Below are 21239 nucleotides of genomic sequence, written 5' to 3'. Positions count from 1 at the left end.
CACACCGATACAGCTTGCCTTCGCCGGTGCGGTGTTCGGTAACGTCGGCTAGCCACAACTGATTTGGCGCATCAGCGGTGAAATCCCGGCCTACCCGATCGTCATGGACCGGTGGACCAACCTTGCCCTTAACCTGTGCCTCTGGCCGCACGGCACCGTCGTTTTCGACGGCAGCAACGCTGTCCAATCACCGACCAGACCTCGTAACGGCGTTCAGTGAACACATTTCCGGAATAGGCCACAGCCTTTCCTCGCGGATGAACACGCACCGCCCGCGCCGTTCTAGTCGATGATGTGCGTCGGATCGACGTTCAAAGAGTTCAATACCGAGAGTTCGGCGATGATCCCTGCTGGAGGGCGACAAGCCGCTGGGGGCCGAGGCGCACCGCTACTACGACGAAATCGTCAAGCGACTCGAGCCGGACAAGAAACACGTTCACCACATCCAGGATTTCTAGAGTGATCCGCTGACCGCCGCGGGCTCTCAGAGTCACGACCAGAAGGCGGCGTACGTCCAGGTGTACTTGGCCGGCAACATGGGCAGCGCCATGTCCGGCGAATCCACCGATGCCGTCCGCAAGATCGTGAACTCGGTGCCCGCGCCGCCGGGGATCAAGGCCTACGTCACCGGGGCGGGTCCGCTGTTCGCCGATCAGTCGCACGCGGGTGAGAAGGGCGTTGCGACAGTCACGATGATCACCTTCCTCGTGATCATCGTGATGCTGCTGTGGGTCTACCGGTCAGTGATTGCCATGCTGATCATGCTGGTGATGGTCTTCATCGAATTGGCCGCGGCTCGCGGTGTCGTCGCGACGCTGGGCAATTACGCATCATGGGGCTTTCGACGTTCGCCAACGACATGCTCGTGCTGATGGCGATTGCCGCCGGAACGGACTACGCGATCTTTGTGGTCGGCCGCTACCACGAGGCCCGCTGTCAGGGCGAAGACCGCGTAAAAGCGTTTTACGCGATGTTCCACAGCACGGCTCATGTCATGCTGGGCTCGGGCCTGACCATCGCCGGCGCGATGTACTGTCTGAGCTTCTGCCGGTTGCCGTATTTTTCGTCACTCGGCATACCCTGCGCCGTTGGCATGCTGGTCGCGGTCCTCGCGGCCTTGACTCTGGCGCCGGCGATCCTGACCGTGGCGTCGTTTTTAAGTTTTTGGACCTGAAGCGACAGCTGCAGACCCGGGGCTGGCGGCGTATCGGCACGGCCATCGTCCGCTGGCCCGCACCGGTTCTCGCGGTGCATCGCCGCCGCATTGGTCGGCCTGCTCGCTCTGCCCGGCTATAAGACGGACTACGACACCCGCCACTTCCTGCCGTCAGATACTCCGGCCAATGTCGGTTACGCGGCAGCCGACCGGCACAACCAGGCTCGGCTTAATCCTGAGCTGTTGATGATCGAGACCGATCACGACCTGCGTAACCCGGCTGACTTCATCGTCCTGAACAAGGTCGCCAAGGCGATCTTCCACATCCCCGGTATTGGCCGGGTGCAGACCATCACCCGGCCGTTGGGCACTCCACTCGACCACAGCGCCCTCGGTTTTCAGATAGGTGCACAAGCCGCAGCACGGCTGCAGACCCAGCACTACCAGGAAGAGCTGGCGCGAAACCTGCTGAACCAGGCGGACAAGCTCAAGAAAACGATGGCAACGCTGCGTGAGCAGATGCAGGTCACCCAGGATCTGAGCAACACCACACACGAAACCACCAGGCTCACCAAGGAAACTGTGCGGATCACCGAGAAGCTGCGCGGCGACATCGCAAACTTCGACGACTTTCTCCGGCCGATCCGTAGCTACTTCTACTGGGAGAAGCACTGTTACGACATCCCGGTATGCTGGGCAATCCGGTCGGTCTTAAACGCGCTCGACGGCATCGACCAGGTGGCCTAGAACATCGTGAACCTCAGCGCGAATCTCGACAACGATCCAGCAGAAGCTGGTAGCGCTCGTCCCGCCGCAGATCGAGAGCCAGCAGCACAACCTCGACACCATCATGTCGAACTATGCGATCACAAAGGGTCTCAACGACCAGGCGAAAGCGCAGGCCGACAACGCCACTGCGCAGGGCGATGCCTTCGACAAATCCAAGAACGATGACACGTTCTACCTGCCGCTGGCTGACGATGCGTCCGACCGTGCGTGGTCGCAGCGGGAAACTCCTGTTGCCCCATCCGATCCGGCGCGGGCAAGCCGAAAGCCTAGCGGCGGCCACCATGAAGCATGCTGTGGGCCATGAATTCCATGGCCAATGTTTGGTGAATTACGCTGCCACGCGGTCGACGACAAAACGCACCTGGCAGGTTTTGTGAATATTTCCGGGGCGGAAACCGCCGACTTCGGTATCCAGGACACGGAAGCCCAAACTGTCGAACAACGAATACCATTCGCTAATCCGTTTGAACTGGCAGCCAAAATTCATGTCGACGATGCCTTGGGCGACGGCATTGCCAAAGAAATCGATCAGGACGAGCACCTGGAATTGTTCACGGTCGTCTAATTTGTTGAACTCAACTATTTCGGGCTGCCCAGCCGCGGACCCTAGCGACGCCGCGGGCAGAGCGTAAGTGTCTTCCTCGATAATCAACCGCTGAGCCACACGCCGCAAATTGTTCAACAGTGGCGTCATGTCGGGTTCATCCACGTGATGGAGGACGGTCTTGACGATCGCGCTGTCGAACATGTCGTCCGCGTAGGGGACGTCGACCGGCGAAGACATCTGCTGAAAAGGCAGCACACCAGCGTCGGCGCAGCGGTAGTCCAAGACGTCGGTGGTGTGGCAGTCGTAGCCGGCCTGGGCGATCATTACCGCTAGATGGCCTCGGCCGCATCCGAAGTCGAGTACTGAGCTACCGCTAATGGCGTCTGCGAAATTCTTGAAGTCTTGTGCCGGCTTACGTTGCGCCTTATACGACGAGTAGCCCTCGCTGAACCACGACCCGATTCCATCGGATTTGAAGAACTGTCGATGCACCTCTTCGGTCACCCGATACAGTTCACGCCCGTCGCCGGCATCGAGTAAATACTTGCATGCATCTTCGAGAAGCGGACTCACGTCGCTGGCATGGTCGGAAAAGTGAGATTTGTAACTCGTCTCCAACAAAGACAAGGTAAAGTTCAGTGCAGCGGTTCCATGCTGCAAAATGTCGCATATATATTCGTATTGGGCTCGTTTGGTGGCTGTCAACACCAAGAATCCTTTCGTTGCTCATACTTCAAATACCTGACGCTGCGCTCATGAGGTACGGCAGGCGATGAGCATAAGTAGTTGATTCGATTCATGGTAACAGCCCAATGCGCGGGCGTCGTGGTAGGCAAAATGTAATTGAAATTCATTACATTACCTTTACAAAAGCACATAACTCGCGTATTGGCGGCGTCGGCGACAGGGTGTCCGTTGTGCCGGGTCGACCGCACAGGCTGGAAAAAAAACAAAACCCTGATCGATGCCGCTCGACGCCCACCGATGAGGGCGGTTTCGCAGTGAATCCCAGACGCGGACATTCGCGACTTGAGCTGGAATCGGGTTGAACACACGTAGATTAGCGACTCGCCTTCCGGCGTCAGGCTCCCACCCCGTTAGGGTCACTGCCTATGGCGGTGCTGCGCGGCAAGCGGATTCTGTTCGACATCGACGGAACGTTGATCGACTCAACCGCCACGGTCGAACAGGCATGGGATACCTGGCCCCAGGAATACGGCGTCGACTATGAAGAGGTACGCAAGGTCTGTCATGGCCGGCGAACCGAGGTCACCGTCGCGCAATTTGTCTCACCACAGCACCGGGTCGCGGCGACGGCGCGCCAACTCGCCCTGCAAGAACAGGCCGATCTCGCCGGCGTCACGGCCTTACCGGGGAGGGGGCACGTCGCCTACTGGACGCCCTGCCGCCTGGTCACTGGGCCGCGGTGACCTCCGGGCCGCGGTCGTTGATGACGGCACGACTGATGGCCGCGGGACTCCCGGAACCGCAGTTGCTGATCGGCGCCGAAGATGTGTCGACCGGCAAGCCGGACCCGGAGAGCTACCTCAAGGCGGCCGCCGCGCTGGGCGTTGAGCCGCAACAGTGTATCGTGGTGGACAAGGCACCGGCGGGCGGCGGTGCCGGTCGGGTCGCCGGGGCGCAAGTACTTGTCGTCACGACCACCCACCAGGCGGACGGGCTCGCGGATGTCGACGCCGTCGTTGCCGATCTGTCCTGCGTCAGCCTCGAGATCACTGGCAGTGATGTGGCCTTGATCACTTAAACGGTTGACAGCACTGGATTTAACGTTGCACCACCCGGCCGTTCGTGAACGCGACGGCCACCACAAACGTTGGACTGATGTGGGCTTGTGGGTTGTCACCGCTGCGATAGGCGTCGCCTTCGCGGCCTGTGGCATCGGTAAGTTGGTCTTCCCCAAAAACAGACTGGCGCTCCGCGGTGCGAGTTGGGTCAACGATTTCAGTTCGCGCACTCTGATTTTCGTGGGGCTGACCGAACTGGTCGGTGGTCTGGCGATGCTGTTGCCCGCGGTGTTCAAGATGTCCCCACTGTTGGCGGTAACGCTCGGGACAGCGGGCTTGATCGTTGTCATGATGGGTGCGGCAGTGGTCCACATGCGGCGTCGCGAACCGGGGATGATCGTGCTGAACCTGGCCCTGCTGGCCTTGGCGGAGTTGGCCATCCTCGATCGGTGACGCCAGAGAACGCCAGCAATAGCTGAAGCAAAAGCCCGCGCGGCTGCGGGCGAAAGACCTACCGATATCGGTTCCTGCTCGATAGCATTGCACCGCATCGTTTTGCTGGACGCGCAAGCATGCGAAAGGACAGGCCCCGATGAGGTTTGCGCTGGTAAACTGGGGCGATGCGCGGTGAGGTCGAGCCTTACCTCACGGTCGCCCGTGAGCTGGCACGCCGCGGGCGCGGCGTGACGCTTGCTGTTGCACCCGAAATGATCGAATTCGTCGAGTCAGTGGGGCTGGCTGCGGTCGCCTACGGGCCGGATCTGGCGGCGATCTTGGAGCCACACCACGATTACTGGAACTTCTTTTTCTGCAACCCGTGGAGATTGCGGGAACTAGACCGCAGATGGCGCGTACTTGCACAGCCACTCGCCCACTGCAGCGGGGACGTCGTCAAAACGTTAAAGTCATTGGCGGACGGGCCGACCTGATCCTGACTAGCATTAACTACGAGGACACCGTCGCTGACGTCGCCGAGCATTGCTGCATTCCGCTGGCTACCCTGCATCACTTTCCGTGGCGGGCTAACGGCGTGTTGCTGCCTGGGCTGCCGGCGCTGGTGGGCCGCCGCGCCATGACGGTGTATCAGTGGTTGCTGTGGCGTGGGTCTAAAACGGCCGAGGATGCGTGCCGCCGCGAACTCGGTCTGCCGGAAGCCACAACGCCCTGGCCACAACGGATCGCCGAACGCGGATCCTCGAGATTCAGGCGTACGACGCCGCATGCTTCCCGGGCCTGGCGGCCGAATGGCAGCAATGGAACGGCCAGCGCCCCTTCGTCGGCGCTTTGACCATGGAGCTGGCGACCGACGCCGACGACGAGGTCGCGTCGTGGATCGCCGTGGAAAACCACCCATCTGCTTCGGGTTTGGCAGTGTGGGAGTCGACGCCGCCGATACGCTCGCCATGATCAGCGTGGCCTGCGCGACGTTGGGTGAGCGGGCGCTTATCGCGGCCGGGGGCACGGAGTTCGGTAACGTCCCCGAACACGACCACGTCAAGATCGTGGATGTGATGGATTATGCGACGGCACTTCCGAATTGCCGCGCTTTCGTGCACCACGGCGGTTTGGGCACGACCAACTCGGGCCTGCGCGCCGGGTTTCCCATGGTGATCCTGTGGACGCTGCCCGATCAGGCGGCTTGGTCGAGCCGCATCAAAAATATGAAAGTGGGCACCGTGCAACGCTTTTCGACGACCACCCGGGAATCGTTGATCGCAGACCTGCGAACGTTCCTCGTCCCGCGATAACGCATTAGAGCCCGTGATCGAAAATTTAGCTCGCCGACGGCGGTGAGTTTCACCGGGGCGATGCGTGCCCGTCGATCAGCGCCGCAAGCCGAGCATTTCATCGAGATACGTCGGCGGTTCAGATTCAGCAAGACGTGGTGGTCGGCGGCCAGGTCCGCATAGCTCAGCCTCTGGATCTGCTCCGCCGAGTAGGCCAGCGGTGAATCTGACGCGGCCCCGCTGTATGGCACCGACACCAAAATCGCAGTCCAGCACGGCAATTCGCAGATCGTGGCGGGTGCGGAGCAATTAGACGACGGCCTTCCAGACGTCACCGGTCCACGGGCGGACCAACCGGTTGACGATGTTTAACCCCCAGGACAGATCCCACCACGGATACTTACTGCGGAACTCGCCGTACGATGCCGCGGAATCGGCGATCGGAGCCCGACGGGGGTTGCAGTCGTGCAGGAAGATGACGCCGTCGTCGCGCAGGTAGCGCAGGGTGTTCTCGACGTCGCGCATGGCTTGCGGGTAGGTGTCCAGCCCGTCAATGAGGGCGACGTCGATACCGCGTTGCTCGAGGAACGCCGTCTCGTTCGCGAAAAAGGCGTCACTCGTCGTTTCGAAATAGTGCGTGGTAAGTGCCCCCGCCGCGGCGTGCTCGCGATTGCGCTCGCGAGATCGCGAACGCCGGGTCAGCGGCAATCTTCTCCTCGGCGGTGATGGCACGGAACGCCGCCCCTTGCGACACGCCGATTTCCAGGTAAATGCGTCGCGACCGCTCGTCCAGCGCCCGCTGTACGGGCTTGATCCGGTCCATGTAATGCCCTTTCGGTGCGTGCTTGGGAACCCCCGCGTGCATAGCACCGGTCTCGTGACAGCCCTGGCCGGGCCGTATGTCGCTTCGATTTCCCCCGGGGCGCCAATAGTGTCCCACGCATTCACCGCGTTCGTGCCGGTTCAGCAAATGCAATCTGGACGGGCAAAGTGCGAGCAGCCGCGATAATCAGCTGTAGCATTGGCGTCGCCGATGCACCCCGATCGCGAAAAGGGCAATTCTGCAATGAAGTTCGTCGTGGCAAGCTACGGGACTCGCGGTGATATCGGGCCGTGTGCCGCCATCGATCGTGAACTGCTGCGCAGAGGACACCAAGTGCGTATGGCCGTCCCCTCGAATTTGATGGCCTTGATGGAGTCGGCCAGGCTCGAGGCGGTGCCCTACGGGCCCGGACGCCCGGGAGTACATGGACGCCCAGCGCGACTTTTGGACCTGCTTTTCGGCAGCTCGTGGAAAATCCGCGTCTGATCAGGTTGTGGCGGAGAGTATCGGCACTGGCCACCCAATGTTGGGAAGAGGCTTGCGCGACGTTGCCGCCCTGGCCGACGGAGCCGACCTGATCTTCACCACCATTCCGTGCGAGCTGGTCGCCGCGAACATCGCCGAGCATTACGACATTCCCTTGACCAGCCTGCACTATTATCCGGTGCACCCCAATGGCCAGTTAATCCCCGCCTTCCCGGTATTGTTAAATCGCTCGGCAATGACGGTGAGCAGGTGGCTGATGTGGCTGATGAACAAAACTCTCGAGGATGCTCACGTAGCGAATTGAGATTACCCGCGACGCGGCAGCCTATACACCGCCAAATTACCCAACGCCACGGGTTAGAAATTCAGGCTTACGAGGCGGTTTGCTTTCCCGGGCTGGCTGCCGAATGGGAGAATGGCAAGGTCAACGACCCATTGTCGGTGCGCTGACGATCGATTGCCGGCGCCTGCCGACGAGGACGCCGGCGCTGGACTGCCGCGGGAACACCCCCGTTCTGCTTTGCTCTGGGCAGCATGCCGGTCGAATCAGCGCGCGCCACGGTCGAAACGATCAACGCGGCCTGCGCGTAGCTGGGAATGCGTGCCCTGATTTGCTCCGGCCGCACCGATCTGAGCCAGGTCGGGCATTCCGACCACGTCAAGGTGGTCGATGAGATGAACTACGCACAACTCTAATCCTCTTTGCCGGGCGATCGTCCACCACAGGGGCGCGGGGGACCACCGCCGCCGGCCGGCGCGCCAGGGTACCCACGCTGATTCTGTGGATGGCACGATCAGCCGTTTTGGAGAGCGCAGATCAAACGGCTCGGGTGGGAACCACCCGGCGACTAGTCGCGACGACCACGCAATCGTTGCTCGCAGACCTGGGCCGGGTCCTGACCGGGCAACGCGCCCACCGAGCTCACGAGGTCGCCACCGCGACGACATGACCGGCCGAAACGTCTCGGCCGCTGGGAAACCTTCGCCCGCTCGCGGCGTGTCGGCCGGCCGGTCTAAACTCGATAATTGCATGGCTGTGCAATCGAGCGGACCTGAGCACGCGGTAACGGGAAACTCAAAAAACTGCACCTGGGCGGTGCTTGCTGTGGGTATCGTTCCAAAAGACTTACGCAGTCCCGGATCGGGCTCACGTCTATCCTTCTGCCCGTTGCACAGCGAAGATCGCGATATTCGGCTTTCGCCTACGCCGACGCTGACTACCTGTTTCGCACCCGGCACCCGCGCACCCGGCCGGTCGACGTCACCGTCGACCCGGACATCAACTGGATCGGCCTCGAGGTGATCGACACCGTCGCGGGCGGCCCCGACCGACGATTGCGGCGAAGTCGAATTCATTGCTCGGTTCGATTCCGGGGGCCGCAAACGCAGCCTGCGCGAGCGCAGCCGCTTCGCGCGCCGGGTCGATGGCTCTAATCTCGACCACCTCGAGCGAGTGACGGGATTCGAACCCGTGTATACGGCTTTGCAGGCCGCTGCCTAGCCGCTTAGCCACACCCGCACGAACGGATCACCCTGCCAGCGGGGCGGTCGCCGCCCAGTGTTTGCCTCGGCGCGATCATTATCACCGGGCTCAGCGGCCTCGACAAGGTGGCGATCGCGGAGTCCGCGCCGACGCCTCCCGACGACGCTCGGCAGCCCGGTAGTTGACGCCGATTACTTTGTGCCGCTGTCAGGTCGGGTCACCTTCCCGCCTCCGCTCGCAGCAGTGAATGCGTGACGGCGGTGCCGTCGAAACGGAATTGGTGCGCGGGACGGCGCAGCGGCTCGATCGCGTCGTCGGCATGCACGACGAGGCTGCTACCGGACGGGATTCCGAACCCGGTGGCGGCCACCTTGCATCGACTCGACCGTGCGCGACAGCCGCGCCCAGTTGGCGCGCTCATCGTGGGTGTCGATGATCGCGGGCACCAGATTGAACATGTCGAACACTTCGGTGCTGACGTCATTGACAGCCTCGACGAAACTGTAGCGCCCGAGCTGGACAGCGCCGGTCGAAATGCTCACCAGAATCGCCCCACCGCTATACCGGTCCAGGATTACCTCTTTCATGCCGGTCTTCTCGAACGTTGTTCAGCCCACCCGCACGTCGCCGCCCGCGAGGACGATCAACTGGGCATGGTCCAAGAAGGCACGGTCGGCGGCCCCGAACGACGAATCGATCATGCGGCGGTCGGTGATCCCGACCGCATCCATCACCCCCTCGAAGATCTCGTAGTACTCCGGACGATCCCCGTTGGAGGCGCCCACATACGCCGCGCGCAGCGGAGTATGCGTATCCAATCCGTCGAGTGCCGTCTGCAGCAGTGGGCGGCCATGCTGTTTCCAGAACAGCAGGGCACTGTCCGCCAGCAAATAAAGCGGCTGGCGGGAGCTCAACTTACGATCCATGTCGACACGGGAATCACAGTATCAGTCGCGGCCAGACCTGTTGTCTCACAACGGATGCAACGGCGTCCAGCCACTGCCAGCGGGTTCGGGCCTCGCCCGGCCGCGGGGGGCGGATGCTTGGCGCGAACAGGCGGCGTCGGTGTCATAAACTCTTAATCCTTGAATCAAGCGCCAGAAGCGTTGCCCGCGTGCTGGCCGAGCGAAGGGCTGTCGACCATCGGTGGTGTGGTGATGCAAGACACGGAACGTGCCGACGGTGCGAAACCGTCCACGTGGGCACCGCTGCGCAATCGCGTATACCGGGGCCTGTTCGTTGCGCAGTTCATCTCGAACATCGGGACGTGGATGCAGGCGGTGGCAGCGCAGTGGTTCCTGGTGGAAAAGCACGGCCCCGATGTCGTTGTCGCGCTGGTCCAGACGGCAAGTCTGGGGCCGACCCTGCTGCTCGGCCTGTTCGCCGGTGTGCTGGCCGATTTGTTCGACCGCCGCCGACTGCTGATCTTCCTGCAGACGTATGCTGTACTCGTGGCACTCGCCCTGGCCGTGCTGACAAACCTCGGCCGCCTCACCTCGACCGGCCTGTTGCTGTTCACCCTGGCCATCGGTTTCGCCGCGGCCCTGACCGGGCCGGCCTGGCAGGCGATTCAACCCGAAGTCGTGTCCCGTGAGCAGATCCCTGCGGTCTCGGTTTTGGGTAGCGTGTCGGCTAACTCTACCCGGGCCATCGGACCGGCCATCGGCGGCATCGTGGTGGCCTGGCTGGCTCCCGCGGCCGTCTTCGCGATCAACGCGGTGTCGTTCTCGGCGATCATCATCGCGCTGCGCGCGTGGAATCGCCCGAAGCAGGATGTGCCGCTGGAGCGAGAGCACATCGGCCAAGCCATCCTGTCCGGATTGCAATACGTCGGGAACAGTCCGATCTTCCGCAGGATCCTTTTGCGCACAGCGCTTTTCCTGTTTCCCGCCTCCGCGATACTCGCGCTGCTGCCGGTGGCCGCCGCGCGCACCTGGCACCTTGGCGCCGGCGGCTATGGTGTGGCGCTGGGAGCCATCGGGGTCGGCGCCATTCTCGCTGTCGTTGCGGCCGATCCATTGCACACGATGATGTCCGACAACATGTTGCTCGGGGTATCGGCGGCCGCATACGGTCTTGCGCCGCTGGCCGTCGTCTGGCTGCCATTTTCCGCGGCGCTGCCGTTCTTGATGTTGTCTGGGACGGCGTGGCTGCTCACCCTGACGACGTTGAACGCGGCGGCGCAACTGTCGTTGCCGCGCTGGGTTCAGGCCCGCGGATTGTCGGTGTATCTGCTGGTGTCCACCGGATCTCAGGCTCTCGGTGCCTATCTGTGGGGCGCCCTTGCCACGCATTTCGGGCTTTCCGTCGCGATGCTGTGGTCGGCGGCCGTGCTGGGCGTGGTTGCGCTCAGCGTCTACGTGCTCGGCTTGCGGCCGGCCACCGGACGGGTGAGCGTCGAGGTTTCCAGCGCCTGGCCCACACCGACCCTGGTGTTCGAACCGTGCCCGCAAGACGGGCCGGTGCTGGTGACGGTCCGGTATCAGGTGGCGCCGGAAAATCTGGATGACTTTCTCGAGGCCATGAAAGCCGTCCGCCGGTCGAGGCTACGTACGGGCGGTCACAGCTGGCGTCTGTATCACTTTATGGGAGAACCCAATTCCATTCTGGAACGGTTCACGGTGACGTCCTGGAGCGAATTCGAACGCCAGCGAACCGAGCGGTGGGTGGATATCGACCATGACGGCGTGACGAAGGCGATCAGCTATACCGTCGACCAAACTCGCCGACACGAGTACTACCTCGCGCTGCGGATGCGTCGCTAACCGATCGGGGCTGGTGGGTCGGTCCGGTCGGCAGGTCCCAGATCGAGCTGCATCCACGCGACGTCGTGCCAGCGGCCGTGTTTGAAGTACACGCGACGGTACGCGCCGACATCCTCGAACCCGAACGAACGGTGAAATGCGTTGCTGGCCTCGTTGGGTTGGGTGATACCGGCGAATACCCTGCGGTAGCCGCGCGCGGCGAGCCGGTTCAGCACTTCGCTGTACAGGGTGTGACCGCAACCGGCACGGTGATGGTCGCGACTGATGTAAATGCCTGTCTCACAAGACCATTGGAAGGAGGGTAGGCTGATCAACGCGTGGCCGTAAGCGAAGCCGATGACCTTATCGTCATGTTCGAGAACGAGCCATTCGTGTGCCTTCTGGGCCGAGGCGATTCGTTTGGCCATCTCGTCGGGGCTGGGCGCTTCGAATTCCCAACTGATCGTCGTCTCTTCGACGAACGGACGGTAGATCGCGATGCAGGAAACTGCGTCGTGGGGGGCGGCCGAGCGTACGGTGCCGCTTATCGTTTGCATGGCAGCAGTCTTGCAGGCGAAGGCCGAATATGCCCAGCGGGGACCTTGCACGCCTGAGGGTGCGTCAGCGGGTTGTATGCAGGACGGTCATGAGATGCCACTAGTGTCCCGTTGAGGCGTAACCGCCTCAACGGGACACTAGCCGTTCATGTCTCAACGCTCCCAACGTCTGAATAACGGGAACTGAAGGGGCGCAATGGATAAAGGTCGAAGTTACTTGCCGCCGCCACGCGCACCGCCCGCGCCGCCGCCACGCGCACCGCCCGCGCCGCCGCCACGCGCACCGCCCGCGCCGCCGCCACGCGCACCGCCCGCGCCGCCGCCACGCGCACCGCCCGCGCCGCCGCCACGCGCACCGCCCGCGCCGCCGCCACGCGCACCGCCCGCGCCGCCGCCACGCGCACCGCCCGCGCCGCCGCCACGCGCACCGCCCGCGCCGCCGCCACGACCGATGAACATAATCTTGCTGCTGTTGTTGATCATGGTCACATCTTATAGGCGAATCAAATGCGGTGCCAACATAGTTTCGTGGGGAAGAGCCGTTTGTTGCCCCGAGGTGAACGGGTGCGGTACGGGCAATTAACAGACGGGGCCGCAGCGCTCGTAAGGACCACAAAACCTGCGCGGATCAGGGTGTGTTGCTCGGCCCGCGACATGTTGCTTTGCGATCGCGTCGCATAGGCGGATGGGGCGCCGGCCTGAGCGGTCGCGGTACCAGGGCGGCGACCTCAACCCGTCCGAGGAGCGAACGTCGTGGGGCGGCCCGACGGCGCCCAAACGGCTGAGCCAGACGCCCGGCCTCCCATGATCTTCCCGGCGCGGTTAGGGTCGTATATATATATATATATATATATATATATGCGGAGCCACCGGCGAGATGCGACTCGACGATCGCCTACCTGACGTTGCTGCGGTTTCGGCCATTGCGGCCGTGATGGCACCAGGGGGGCCCGCTGCTGCGGGCGTTTGGTCGCAGGGGCGCGTTGCGCTGGGACATCGTCGCTTGAAGATCATCGACCTGACCGAGGCGGGAGCCTAGCCCATGGTCGACGCCGACCTGGGCCTCACAATCGCCTGGAACGGCTGTATCTGCAACTACAAGCAACTACGCGATGAACTCAAAGGATATGGTTATCGGTTCTTTTCCACCAGCGACAGCGAAGTCCTGATCAAGGCTTACCACCGCTGGGGCGACGACTTCGTCAGCCGCTTGCAGGGTATGTTCGCGTTTGCGATGGTCGCCGGTCGCCGGGTCACCGAATACCGCGGCGCCTTCTTCGACCGCGACGCGACGGGTGTCCAGGCCCTACTGGGACCCGGGAGGTTCGCGTCCGGAGATCCCAGCCGGCAGTTCGTCAGCGAACACTTCGCGCGCGCCGGCGCCGAGACCGGCATCGATCGCGCACTGCGCCTTGACACGACGGTGATGTTGGTTGGAGGACCCGGTGAAACGGGTAGACAACCTGACCATGGCCTCGGGACTGGAGGGGCGCCTCCCGTTCCTCGATCACGAACTGGTCGAATTGGCCGCGACCCCCCCGGAGCTCAAGATCGCGCACGACGGTAAAAGCGTCCTCAAACAGGCTGCCCGGCGGGTGATCCCATCGGACGAACAATGACTGTTTCGTCGTCATCAATCTCCAAGACGTCGAAAACCTCGACGTAGAACGCCTCGTCGCTGCTGCCCGAGGATCGCGTACGACACAGGACGAGACGTTCGCCGCGGGTCGCGATGGTGTCTGACCCGTGGTCCCTGGCACCAATGTCGACGAGGGCCAGCATCTCCGCAATCGCGGTGTCCCGGCCTCGTCGCACGCCGGAATTCACCGTTCGGCGACGGTCATTGTGGGTAAAGTCGACGGCCAGCATCTCGGTCACTGCCTGCCAGTCGCGGAGTGATGTACCGGAGAATTCGCTCGTGCACGCCGTTCGCCGCGTTGTGCACCCGCGGCGCCGGCGGCAGGAGTTCGTCGAGACGCGCCAGTGCGGCGTCCAGGTCTGCTACCTCGAACAGCTCGCAATGGTTGACCATTCCCTGGATCGCAACCGACCTCATGCCACTCGGCGTCGAAGCCATCTCGCGAAGTCTCGCGGGTTACCGAGGTCACCAAAGCGCCAGAGCCATTCAGCCGATGTACCGACTCGATCGAATTGCACGAGTTGGACGCGGGTGTCCAACTCGGCCAGCACGGCCGACACTTGACCGGGTGCGAACGATACTCCGTGTCGATGGTCGACGGTTGACCAGGCGGGAGTCGTCGCGGGATGCTCCCGGCGATTAAATGCGGTGTAAGCCTGGGTGACCAGAGACCAGGTGTGTGCGTAGGCCTTTGCCTCACCGGCAAGGTAGCGAGAGTCGAGTTCGGCCACGGCGGCGTCGAAGTCGTCGAGGTCGAACGCTATGTGGGAGGCCAACTGCTCGGCGGTGTCGGTCTCCACCAGGCTGAGAAACTCGACACAAAACGGCCCGGATTGCGAGCTCTGCCCGACGATAGACGAACGGCACAGCGCGAGGCGCTGGCCGCGGGTCGCGGCCACGGTCGAGGTGATTTCCTCGCGCGAGCGCGGCGTCCAGGTCCGTTTCGTCGAAGAATTCGCAGCGGTTGACCAGATCGTTCTCGACCGTGATGACGATGGATCATCTCGCCGGAATTGGTCCGCCGCTCCGGCGTCGACCCGACGGCCATCGGTGACATTATATTGCCGAATCGCATTACGGCGGAGGCGATCTCGCGCGTTATGCTGCTGCAGCGACGGGCCTGGAGGACATTCCCGGTCAGTCGGTCAACCGGCACTGCACCGGCAGCCTGACCGCGATCGCCAACGCCGCGGCGCAAATCGGCTCGGGAATGGAACGGGTCTTGATCGCCGGGGGCGTGCAGTAGTTGTCGATGACGCCGCTGGTCAACTGGCGCATTCCCGGCCCCGAGCTGAAGTTCGAGGAGCATTGGATGCCTCCGACGCACGTCGGAGGCGCCGGATGCGCGGGACATGCGATCACGGTCGGTTGGAACGCGGCCCAGACCGTCGGGATGACGCGTGAGGAGATGGACGCGTGGGCGGCCCGGTCGCATCAGCGTGCCATCGCCGCCATCGACGCAGGCAAATTCGTCAACGAGATGCTGCCGTTGAAGATCACCCAGCTCGACGGCTCGGTCACCGAATTCGCCGTCGATGGACATCCGCGGGGCGCGACATCACCGTCGAGAAGTTCGCCAGCCTGAAGGTGCTGCACCCCCGAATCGAGGGTTTCTCGATCATGGCCGGCAACAGCAGCGGCACCAATGACGCCGCGGCGGCTGTGGCGCTGGTCGACCGCGACTACGCCTAGGCGGAGAAGCTCAAGGTGATGGGCACCGTCAAGGCCTGGGCCGCCGCGGGCGTGCCGCCCCGCGACTGCGGTCTGGGCGCGGTCAAGGTGTTGGACCGCGCCGGACTGTCGCCCGGCGACGTCGCCCTGTGGGAAATCAACAAAGCGTTCGCGTCGGTCCCGATCGCGGCGTGCCGCGAGTACGGCCTCGACGAGGAGTAAGGTGAACTGCTCCGGCAGCGGCTGCAGCCTCGGACACCCCATCGCGGCCTCGGGTGCGCGGATAGGTCACCACGCTGGTGTACGAGCTGGCGCGCCGCTGCGGCATCGGTGTCGCGGCGATGCACGCAAGCGACGGCCAGGGTGGAGCCGTCGTCGTCGAAGTCTAACGCAAAACCTAGTTACAGAACGTGTAGCCGATGAATTCGGTTCGGCGCGTGTCGCTCGGTGAGTAGTTGACGAAGTGCACAGCCGGCATCCCGTTGTAGTCGGCATCGATCTGTTGCGCATTGGGCGGCGGCGCGCCGTCGGGGAACGCCAGAATCATGTCGCCAAAGATTTTCAGGCCGCGCTGGCAGATGGCATCCAAGCGCGGCGGCTGCGGATTCCACGCGTGCACGACGACCGGCTTGGTGACCTGATAGCCGGCAGCGCAATTCGGATCGCACATCTTGAAGACCGCGGTTCCGGTCCCGTCGGCGCCCTGGGGTCCCCACGAGCGCCACGACATGTCTTGCAGTGCAACGGCAACGCTCGCGCAGCCGAGCACGTTGAGCTGTTTTGGCCGTTCGGTCGGTTGCACCGAAGGATTGTAGCAGCCCGGAATGGCGTAGCTGTCCGATGGTGTCGCTGGCTGGGTGACGGGGGCACCCGAGGTGCTGTGTCGACCGCCGACGAGTTTGACGGCCACGAAGGCCAGCGCACCAATCACCAAAAGGGCCACGACGATGACTATCACAGTGAAGCGCCCCCGCCGCAGCCCGCTCGTCGAAGAGACGTTGCCGCTCACGATCACCAGGTTATGACACGGCGCCGTGCCCGGGGCGTCGTAGTGGCAGAAATTGTGACACGGTAAATTTGGTCAACGAGTCCAACATAAGGAAGTATCAGATTCTCGCGACGCGTTAGGAGCACCGATGAGCGACCACGCCCTGGCCGCCTGCTTGGCCACCGAGGCGGGGACGTTGTTGCTCGCCGTGCGAGAGGAGTTCGCCGACGCCGAGGCGAGTGAGCGGAAAGCCGCGGGGGACAATAGATCCCATGACTTTCTGATCGACGCCCTGGCCGGCGAGCGCCCCGAAGATGCCGTGCTCTCCGAGGAGGGTGCCGACGACCCGGTACGACTGCGCTCGGAGCGGGTCTGGATCGTCGATCCGCTCGACGGCACCCGGGAGTTCTCCGAGTTAGGCCGCGACGACTGGGCCGTGCACGTGGCACTGTGGCAGGCCGGCGAGTTGATCGCTGGTGCGGTGGCGCTGCCGGCCCAGGGCGTCACGCTGGCTACCCCGCAGGTTCACGCGCCGCTAGCCGCCGCGGCGTCGCAGAAGCCGCGTATCGTTGTGTCGCGCACCCGGCCACCGGCGATCGCGTTGGCGGTTCGTGACGCGTTGGACGGCACCCTGGTGGAAATGGGTTCCGCCGGCGCCAAGGTCGCATCGATCGTCCAGGGTCTGTCCGATGTTTACGTCCATGCCGGCGGGCAGTTCGAGTGGGATTCGGCCGCCCCCGTCGCGGTGGCCCGAGCAGCGGGTCTGCACACATCACGCATCGATGGGTCGGCATTGCGGTACAACCAAGCCGATCCCAAGTTGCCGGATCTGGTGGTGTGCCGTCCCGATCTTGCCGACGCGGTCCTGGCTGTCACCCGTTGACGCAACGTAACCAATTAGGCGCGTTGATGATTACGCCCCATAAGGTCTTGACTCATCCTCTTGAGGACGCAACAATCATATTACATCAAATGTAGATAATCACGGCTGGCGGACGGGACCATGACCACTCTCGAGGTGCGGCGGCCGAAGTTCGATTTCACCGGCGATGTGCTCTGGGTTTGGCACCCGGACAACCCGGCCTTCTCTAATATTCCATGAACGCCACGCCCATCATTGCCATCTGTTTCTAGCAGATGATCCGTCGCGCTGTACCCCGCGGCGACGACGTCGGCGTTCGAAATTGTCCGCACCCTAGGTGTTTTCCGGTCACGTGGCATCGTGGTCGGCTCGGTGTGTCGTCCTAGTGCACCAATGCTGTACGAGGTGTTCGATCATCTGGGTCTGCAGCTGCTCTGGTGGGCCTGGAACACCGAGAACCCGCTCAACCGTCCGATGTTCGCCTCGGTGCCGATGACGAGTGCCTATCTTCGCCACCCTCGGCCCCAGTCGTCTTCGGCGTCGAGCTCGCGGCGTTCGCGCGAATCGCCATTCGGGCGCTACCTTCGGCACGCCGCCGGGCGCGGCCAACGGGAGGCCGAATCCGTTTGTGCGCATCTTCGGTGCTGCCCACCTGCTGATCCTTGGGATCCTTTGGCTCAGTGCACTTCCCGACTACTTCACCGCGACGGGCGACATCGCCCGCGGCGGCACCCAATGCGATTTCCACCAAGAACCATCCGGATGGTCTGTTGTCGTTCCGCTGGTTTCACGCCGACGAGCTTCCGGAACACCCTGCCACCGAAGCGGTCACGGCCGGCGACGCCCCGCGCGTGGTGTCCTAGCCGCGTGCTCGTCGCCGGCGGGGTGGTGGCGTCGTCACCACCGGACCGATCCAGTGCCGCAGCAGCGATCTCAACCCGCCTGGCCTGCGCGGCGGATCCGGTGGCACCAGGACCAGTGACTGGATGATACGCAGCATGTACTCGACCAGATCGTCGAAATCCTTGTTGCGATACCCCAAAGCTTTCCAGTCGATTTTGGTGCGCTCCAACATCATCCGCGATCGTCGCACCGACTCACCCAGCACCATCTGCCGGCTCATCGACCGGCTTTGGTCGGTCTCCAGCAGCATCATCAGCAAGGGTTCGTCCGGCAGTCGTTCGACGAGAAAGGCCACGGCTTCGACCAACAGGTCGACCGGATCGTCGATGCCAGCGGTGAGATCGGTGATCCGGGTGGTCCAGCCGCCCAGTGCGACATCGCTCGCTGCCGTCAGCAGCTCCTCGAGCGAGGCGAAATATCGGTAGACCGTGGGGCGGGTGACCCCGAGGTCGCCCGCGATCATCGACAAACTGGTGTGTTGCGCTCCCCGGCGTTCGATGCTGCGAATCGCGACGTCGACGATGCGCTTGCGCGCTTCCTCGTCGTCCGCCGGCGGTGTGCCACCCCACCCCTTTCGGCCCATGACGATAGAACTAGCAGAGCCCGGTCGGGAAACGCCTGATCAATTAATGCTCTGTCGTCGCAGCGTTCGGCGCGCATTGGCGGAATCTGAGGGTGTGTTACCGGCTCGCAGCCAACGCACGACCCATCCGGGTGATCGCCTCGGTGAGAATTCCTTGCGAGGTGGCGAAGTTCAATCGGACATGCCGGGATCCGTTGGTGCCGAAAACGTGGCCCGAGCTGAGCGCGACTCGGGCATGATCGAGAAACCAGCGCGCCGGGCCAAACAGGTCGGCGACCACCGCCAGACCGTCGGCGGCCTCTTCCTCGAAACCCAGGTGCCGGCAATCGAGCCAGGCGAGGTAAGTGCCTTGCGGCCGTTGCCAGCTGACGCCCGGAAGGTGTTGTGCCACCAGCTCGCCCAGCAACGCGCGGTTGGCGTCCAGGCCTTGTAGCAGCGCGTCGAGCCAGTCGTCGGCGCTGCGGAATGCCTCGGCATGCGCGATGACGCCCAGATGGCTCGGCCCGTGGCTAACCTCTTCCGGTAGCCGGTGCAGATCCGCCGCCGCCTCGGGACCTGCAATGGCCAGTGCCGCCTTGATGCCGGACAGATTCCACGCCTTGGACGCCGACATCAGGGCGAACGCGTCCTCGGCGCCGGGGACACTGAGGTACGGCGTGAACCGCGACCCCGGTAACACCACCGGCGCATGGATTTCGTCGGACACCACCCGGACCTGGGACCGCCGCGCGAGCTCGGCGACGCCACGCAGTTCCTCAGCGGTGTGCACCGTGCCCGTCGGGTTGTGCGGATTGCACAGCAGGTATGCGACCCGGCGACCCGAGGCGCAGGCGCGGACGAACGTCTCTTCCAGTGCGTCCAGCGCGATTCTGCCCGCGCCGTCAAGCGGCGCCTCGATGACGTGGCGCCCGGCGTGGATGACAAACGCGTAGAACGGCGCGTACACCGGCGGGTTGACGACGACCGCGTCGCCGGCCTCGGTGATGAGACGCAACATCTCGACGATGCCGAGCATGACGTCGGGAACGATCGCGGTGCGACTCACCTTGAGGTCGTGCCATTGCCAACGGCGCGAAGCGAATTCGCCGACCGCCTCGGCGAGCGCGGTGCCCGACGGATAGCCGGTGTCGCCGATGTCGATCGCTGTGCGCAGCGCCTTGGCGACGGTGGGCGGCAGATTGACGTCCATCTCGGCGACCCACAACGGCAACACGTCGGACGGATGCGCGCGCCACTTCATGCTGGTGCGACGCCGCAGCTGCGACAGGGTGACGTCCTCGAGCGGATTAACGGTCACGCCCGCAGAGTAGCCGGGGCGGCCTACCCGCCGACAAACGCGTTTTGCGGGATGGTCAGCGGCAGGTCGACCGAACTCAGCAGCCCGGGCGACCATGGCGCCTACCCCGGACGCCATGCCCCCGACGCCGGCCCGCCGCAGGTCCTTCAGCGTGGCCGCCAGCGTGTAGTCGATGTCGGGATCGCCACTTATCACGATCCGATAGGACAGATCGCTGATGCCGGTCGGCCAGAGTTCGGGGCGACGTCGTGCGCGAGGCGGGTGACGTGCTCGATGACGATGGCGTCGCGACCGTCGACCATGCCAGTCGCCCCCATGCGCAGCGCACCGCAGGTGCCGCCTCGACGGTGCCCCATCGCGACCTCGAGGGTCGAGTTGGCGACGGCTCGGTCGAAGAACTCGCGCACTTCACTGAACCCCGACGCCCAGCGCCTCGCCGATCAGCCGGATCTGGCCCTGCCATTCCCCGGCGATGGCTCCTGCGAACCGATCCAGGGTTGGTTAGTCGAGCGGCCGGCCAAAACCCAGTGCGTCACTCATGATGTCGGGCACACCGTTGTCGTCGTACAGCCCCGATCTCGTAGGCGTGAATCTTCTCGATCGTCGACGACTGGGTGGACAGCACCAGCGGCAGGTAATCGGCGGCAAAGCCTGGCTCGATTCCCGACGCGTACAGGGATACCTGGCCTTGTTTGGCGGCGGCGACGAGTCGATCGCGCCACTGTGCGGGTTCGTAGGCGTGCGGGTTGACCAGCCGCGTGGTTGCTTGGTCGTGACGACGTTGATGCCGGCTTCGAGCAGGCGGACGTAGTCGGGATGGCCAGGGCGTCGCATTCCGGTCCGCTGGCCGCGTAGACCACGCAGTCGGGCTTGAGCGCGATTAGCGCGTCGGCGTCGTTGGTGGCTTTCAGGCTGATCGGTTCGCCGTTGGCGAGTTCCCCGGCATCTCTGCCGACGTTGTCCTCGGAGTGCACCCACACCCCGACCAGATCGAGATTGGGGCGGCGATGGATGGTGCGGACAGCGATCGAACCGATGCCGGCGGTCGCCCACACCACTACGCACCGCGCCGTCATCGTGGCCCTCCTCAGTCGCCTGCGTGCTGAAAGCTGAGGAGGCCGTTGCCGTGAACGCCGGAAGTCGCCCAACGTTCATTTCGGAAGCTACAACCGCGGGAGCGCCCGGTCAAGAGATTATAGAGAGTACGCACTATCGTAATGAACAAATTTTAGGTTAATC

At 63.5% G+C, this 21239-nt stretch carries 19 protein-coding genes, 1 tRNA gene and 6 pseudogenes; 13 read left to right on the top strand and 13 right to left on the bottom strand.

Annotation, left to right across the window (positions count from 1 at the left end):
* Positions 1-118, bottom strand: a pseudogene (locus FQ389_RS12665) (IS3 family transposase); the annotation flags it as partial.
* Between the two features lie 168 nt (positions 119-286).
* Between FQ389_RS12665 and FQ389_RS12660 the strand changes: the two are divergent.
* Positions 287-2126, top strand: a pseudogene (locus tag FQ389_RS12660) (MMPL family transporter); the annotation flags it as partial.
* 147 nt (positions 2127-2273) lie between these two features.
* Here FQ389_RS12660 and FQ389_RS12655 read toward each other — a convergent pair.
* Positions 2274-3197: a class I SAM-dependent methyltransferase gene (locus tag FQ389_RS12655; protein WP_260860731.1), complete on the bottom strand. Its 924-nt coding sequence runs from the start codon at positions 3195-3197 to the stop codon at positions 2274-2276.
* Between the two features lie 407 nt (positions 3198-3604).
* On the opposite strand from FQ389_RS12655, the gene FQ389_RS20205 reads away from it, so the two are divergent.
* From FQ389_RS20205 to FQ389_RS12635, 5 genes are all read left to right on the top strand, one after another.
* Entirely contained in the window at positions 3605-3922 is a 318-nt protein-coding gene (locus FQ389_RS20205; RefSeq protein WP_260860730.1) for an HAD hydrolase-like protein, read from the top strand.
* A complete protein-coding gene (locus FQ389_RS20200) occupies positions 3919-4257 on the top strand; it encodes an HAD-IA family hydrolase (RefSeq protein WP_260860729.1) in 339 nt (112 codons plus the stop codon). The genes FQ389_RS20205 and FQ389_RS20200 overlap by 4 nt, the downstream gene beginning before the upstream one ends.
* Before the next feature lie 79 nt (positions 4258-4336).
* The gene (locus FQ389_RS12645; RefSeq protein ID WP_260860728.1) at positions 4337-4690 is read left to right on the top strand and encodes a DoxX family protein; all 354 of its coding nucleotides are present in this window, start codon (positions 4337-4339) and stop codon (positions 4688-4690) included.
* Between the two features lie 167 nt (positions 4691-4857).
* Complete coding sequence (locus FQ389_RS12640) at positions 4858-5166, top strand: hypothetical protein (RefSeq protein WP_144208132.1); 309 nt, start codon at positions 4858-4860, stop codon at positions 5164-5166.
* Positions 5167-5565: 399 nt separating this feature from the next.
* Positions 5566-5985: a glycosyltransferase gene (locus tag FQ389_RS12635; RefSeq protein ID WP_144208129.1), complete on the top strand. Its 420-nt coding sequence runs from the start codon at positions 5566-5568 to the stop codon at positions 5983-5985.
* Positions 5986-6273: 288 nt separating this feature from the next.
* Here FQ389_RS12635 and FQ389_RS20195 read toward each other — a convergent pair whose 3' ends face one another.
* Positions 6274-6672, bottom strand: a complete 399-nt coding sequence (locus FQ389_RS20195) for a class I SAM-dependent methyltransferase (protein ID WP_260860727.1) — start codon at positions 6670-6672, stop codon at positions 6274-6276.
* Positions 6673-6997: 325 nt separating this feature from the next.
* Between FQ389_RS20195 and FQ389_RS21315 the strand changes: the two genes are divergently transcribed.
* The 3 genes from FQ389_RS21315 (at position 6998) to FQ389_RS21305 (ending at position 8707) form a co-directional block, all read left to right on the top strand.
* Positions 6998-7273: a glycosyltransferase gene (locus FQ389_RS21315; RefSeq protein WP_313901981.1), complete on the top strand. Its 276-nt coding sequence runs from the start codon at positions 6998-7000 to the stop codon at positions 7271-7273.
* A gap of 7 nt (positions 7274-7280) precedes the next feature.
* Positions 7281-7577: a hypothetical protein gene (locus FQ389_RS21310; RefSeq protein ID WP_144208126.1), complete on the top strand. Its 297-nt coding sequence runs from the start codon at positions 7281-7283 to the stop codon at positions 7575-7577.
* Positions 7578-8356: 779 nt separating this feature from the next.
* On the top strand, positions 8357-8707 hold the full coding sequence (locus FQ389_RS21305; RefSeq protein ID WP_313901982.1) for a YchJ family metal-binding protein: 351 nt from the start codon (positions 8357-8359) through the stop codon (positions 8705-8707).
* A 14-nt stretch (positions 8708-8721) separates the two neighbouring features.
* On the opposite strand, the gene FQ389_RS12610 is transcribed toward FQ389_RS21305, so the two are convergent.
* Positions 8722-8792: transfer RNA gene (locus FQ389_RS12610), tRNA-Cys, on the bottom strand.
* 181 nt (positions 8793-8973) lie between these two features.
* Positions 8974-9682 (bottom strand): annotated as a pseudogene (locus tag FQ389_RS12605) (Type 1 glutamine amidotransferase-like domain-containing protein).
* Positions 9683-9841: 159 nt separating this feature from the next.
* Between FQ389_RS12605 and FQ389_RS12600 the strand changes: the two are divergent.
* Entirely contained in the window at positions 9842-11521 is a 1680-nt protein-coding gene (locus FQ389_RS12600; protein WP_260860726.1) for an MFS transporter, read from the top strand.
* On the opposite strand, the gene FQ389_RS12595 is transcribed toward FQ389_RS12600, so the two are convergent.
* Positions 11518-12057, bottom strand: a complete 540-nt coding sequence (locus FQ389_RS12595; protein WP_144208123.1) for a GNAT family N-acetyltransferase — start codon at positions 12055-12057, stop codon at positions 11518-11520. The genes FQ389_RS12600 and FQ389_RS12595 overlap by 4 nt on opposite strands.
* A 213-nt stretch (positions 12058-12270) precedes the next feature.
* A complete protein-coding gene (locus tag FQ389_RS18080; protein WP_186296401.1) occupies positions 12271-12540 on the bottom strand; it encodes a hypothetical protein in 270 nt (89 codons plus the stop codon).
* A gap of 373 nt (positions 12541-12913) precedes the next feature.
* On the opposite strand from FQ389_RS18080, the pseudogene FQ389_RS12585 reads away from it, so the two are divergent.
* Positions 12914-13667, top strand: a pseudogene (locus FQ389_RS12585) (asparagine synthase-related protein); the annotation flags it as partial.
* Here FQ389_RS12585 and FQ389_RS12580 read toward each other — a convergent pair.
* Complete coding sequence (locus tag FQ389_RS12580) at positions 13633-13935, bottom strand: hypothetical protein (protein WP_144208120.1); 303 nt, start codon at positions 13933-13935, stop codon at positions 13633-13635. The pseudogene FQ389_RS12585 and the gene FQ389_RS12580 sit on opposite strands and share 35 nt — an antisense overlap.
* A gap of 174 nt (positions 13936-14109) precedes the next feature.
* A complete protein-coding gene (locus FQ389_RS12575) occupies positions 14110-14595 on the bottom strand; it encodes a hypothetical protein (RefSeq protein ID WP_144208117.1) in 486 nt (161 codons plus the stop codon).
* 99 nt (positions 14596-14694) lie between these two features.
* Between FQ389_RS12575 and FQ389_RS12570 the strand changes: the two are divergent.
* Positions 14695-15756 (top strand): annotated as a pseudogene (locus FQ389_RS12570) (thiolase family protein).
* Positions 15757-15764: 8 nt separating this feature from the next.
* Here FQ389_RS12570 and FQ389_RS12565 read toward each other — a convergent pair.
* Complete coding sequence (locus tag FQ389_RS12565; protein WP_144208146.1) at positions 15765-16322, bottom strand: hypothetical protein; 558 nt, start codon at positions 16320-16322, stop codon at positions 15765-15767.
* 181 nt (positions 16323-16503) lie between these two features.
* Here FQ389_RS12565 and FQ389_RS12560 point away from each other — a divergent pair, with 181 nt between their 5' ends.
* Positions 16504-17238, top strand: a complete 735-nt coding sequence (locus FQ389_RS12560; protein WP_144208114.1) for a 3'(2'),5'-bisphosphate nucleotidase CysQ — start codon at positions 16504-16506, stop codon at positions 17236-17238.
* 838 nt (positions 17239-18076) lie between these two features.
* On the opposite strand, the gene FQ389_RS12545 is transcribed toward FQ389_RS12560, so the two are convergent.
* The 3 genes and pseudogenes from FQ389_RS12545 to FQ389_RS12535 all read right to left on the bottom strand — a co-directional run bounded on the left by FQ389_RS12545 (position 18077) and on the right by FQ389_RS12535 (position 21076).
* On the bottom strand, positions 18077-18703 hold the full coding sequence (locus FQ389_RS12545) for a TetR/AcrR family transcriptional regulator (RefSeq protein ID WP_144208109.1): 627 nt from the start codon (positions 18701-18703) through the stop codon (positions 18077-18079).
* Between the two features lie 97 nt (positions 18704-18800).
* Positions 18801-20000 carry a MalY/PatB family protein gene (locus FQ389_RS12540; RefSeq protein WP_144208106.1) on the bottom strand — a complete coding sequence of 400 codons (1200 nt, stop codon included), beginning with the start codon at positions 19998-20000 and terminating at the stop codon, positions 18801-18803.
* Positions 20001-20023: 23 nt separating this feature from the next.
* Positions 20024-21076 (bottom strand): annotated as a pseudogene (locus FQ389_RS12535) (NAD(P)H-dependent amine dehydrogenase family protein).
* Between the last annotated feature and the right edge of the window lie 163 nt (positions 21077-21239).

The organism is Mycobacterium tilburgii, assembly GCF_902168065.1.
Classification (GTDB): Bacteria; Actinomycetota; Actinomycetes; order Mycobacteriales; family Mycobacteriaceae; genus Mycobacterium; species Mycobacterium tilburgii.
Note: the sequence above shows the minus strand (reverse complement) of the source record. Positions and strands in the feature narration are given on the sequence as shown.